The organism is Oleiphilus sp. HI0043 (assembly GCF_001634935.1).
Genome location: NZ_LWEY01001553.1, coordinates 1 through 2,110, shown reverse-complemented (window position 1 = coordinate 2,110; position 2,110 = coordinate 1). Strand labels below are relative to the sequence as shown.

3 protein-coding genes are annotated in these 2,110 nt (G+C 44.9%); all 3 read right to left on the bottom strand.

The window, feature by feature from the left end; translation table 11 throughout:
• Positions 1–857, bottom strand: an 857-nt coding sequence (locus tag A3729_RS23210; protein ID WP_197476003.1) for a hypothetical protein, incomplete at its 3' end; no start/stop codon positions are given.
• A gap of 26 nt (positions 858–883) precedes the next feature.
• Positions 884–1,780, bottom strand: a complete 897-nt coding sequence (locus A3729_RS23205) for a hypothetical protein (protein ID WP_068512058.1) — start codon at positions 1,778–1,780, stop codon at positions 884–886.
• A 150-nt stretch (positions 1,781–1,930) separates the two neighbouring features.
• Positions 1,931–2,110, bottom strand: a 180-nt coding sequence (locus A3729_RS23200; protein ID WP_197476002.1) for a response regulator transcription factor, incomplete at its 5' end; no start/stop codon positions are given.

The following is a 2,110-nucleotide window of genomic DNA, read 5'->3' as shown; positions in this document are numbered from 1 at the left end:
GCGACTGTTGAATAGGCAATACTTAATCCCAGCGACTGCTTTTGAAAACCAGGAAGGGAGCTGTCTTTATTCCCATCAATTTCACCGACCTTTTCGCGTAAATCATTATAGGATGTGGTCACAGTAAGCGTGTCCATTGAGTCTAAAAAATGCGTATAACCAAAAGCCAGGCTTGTTGACAGGCGCTTACCTAATTGCAGATCATAGGGGTCGATAAAGCCGCTAGAGTCTTCGTTAACAGGACGTTCAATATATTTTCCATAGGACATGTTCAAGGTCATATTCCAGGGATAAATAGTCTTGTCGACAAGCAGATTAGCATCCAGGCGGTAGACGCCCCGGCCCGTGATATCGAAGCTGTTATCAATTTCACCAGAGTATGCAGATTTACCCGTCGGCAGGGTTAAGGTGCTGCCCAGGTATACTGCTGGAATCAGGCTTCGCCAGTTGGTGACTTTCCAGACACATTTAATATCGTCAAAGGTCTCGTACCATAGCCCTATGGTCGTATCACCAATGTTGTCGACTTTAGACTCTGTTCCAGTGTAGGTATTGTCATTCCATACATAGGGAATTTGGAGGCTTGCCTGCCAGCGGTTGGCAAGCCGATAAGCGATACCAAGACTACTTCGGTACTGGTTTAAGTCAGAGCCAACAGGGTCATCCTGATGCTTTCCTTCAGAGTTCCAGTAGCCCTTATAGTTCTCGTGCGAGAATGATGTATCAAACATCATGCGCGCACCTTTTGGCAGAATTAAAGAAGAGGCTGACCCGCCGCCACAACAGGATGCAGCCCAAAGATTCAGTGGCACAAGGAGCTGTGTACTGAGAAAAAACAGAAAGGCTTTATTCTTCATGCAAATAGATATCTTTCTAAAGATATTTACATCCCCATCATCGTGTTAGATGGCGTCACGACGAACTCTGCTTCATCATATTCACCATCAGGAATGTTGCCATCGTCGGTTTTTTGTTCACCGTTAACCGATAGGCGTACATAGATAGAGCCGGCTTCTCCGTCAGTAAGGCCCGTCAGGCCTTCAGCGGTCCAAATACCTTCTCCCTCATTGGATGCTGTGACCCAGCTGTCACCATCACTTGGGTCTGTTGACATTGCTACGGTGATGCTAGAGATCGTAAGCTCATAGTCGGAGTCTGCATTGAGTATTTGCCCAGCGCTAATTGCCGGAAAGCTCATCATGCTTTCCTTGGTAGTGATAAAAACACTGAAGTCATGACCGCTATCTCCATCTGATAGGCCATCATTGAATAGAATGTAGGTGCGTTTTTCTTCTCCGCCCATCATATTTGCAATAGTATCAGTTTGGCTCTTTAGATTAGCGCGGGCTGTCTCTCCCATTGCCATCATTACATCTGGCTGAAAGGTAACGCTTTCATCATAAGGTAAACCTATATCAAGGTACCAAGTACCCATCTCAGGGCCTGATGCCATGAGGTAGTAGATTGTCGCGTTATAGATTCCTGCTTCGTCACTTTCGGTGAAAGAGCCATAAGGCGTGCTATGGTTATGTGTAGACATTTCCATTAGTGGGCTTAAGGTAGGAGAAAGCCCTTCCATAGGGGTGCCATCCAAATCGGTAATTTCGATTTTTAGGTTGGATTTACCAACTTGAGCCATCTCGGATAAATAGGTAACTTTAAAGCTTTCTGAAAGCTCATAATCATTTTTTTGTGAATTGTTGCTATCACTACACGCACTCATTAAACAAGCACTTGCAACTAAACTCAAACTAAATGCGAGGGTCTTAACTGCTTTCATCTATGCACTCCTTGATGCGCAAAATCATTAATTGCGTGAAATTTTACGCTGAAGTAAGGGTGCAAAGGAGTGACAAATTGTCGCACCTACTTTGGGGTATAGTTTGGGTTTAGTTCAAGTTCAGATATGTTTTGGCTTTATGTTAATGACTTATTTTGATGAAGGGCGTTTCTGTAGCTTGCGTTGCAAAGTCCGTCGATGCATTCCCAGAGCATTAGCTGTTGCAGAGATATTGCCATCATGCTCATTAAGCACGCGTTGGATATGTTCCCACTCCAGGCGTCCCACTGATGGCGGGCTAGTATCTAGGGGAATATCTGGGTTTGCGTC

What these genes read in the sequence shown, in the direction of transcription:
- A3729_RS23205 (WP_068512058.1), bottom strand. Translation starts at nt 1,780, where the DNA reads ATGAAAGCAGTTAAGACCCTCGCATTTAGTTTGAGTTTAGTTGCAAGT.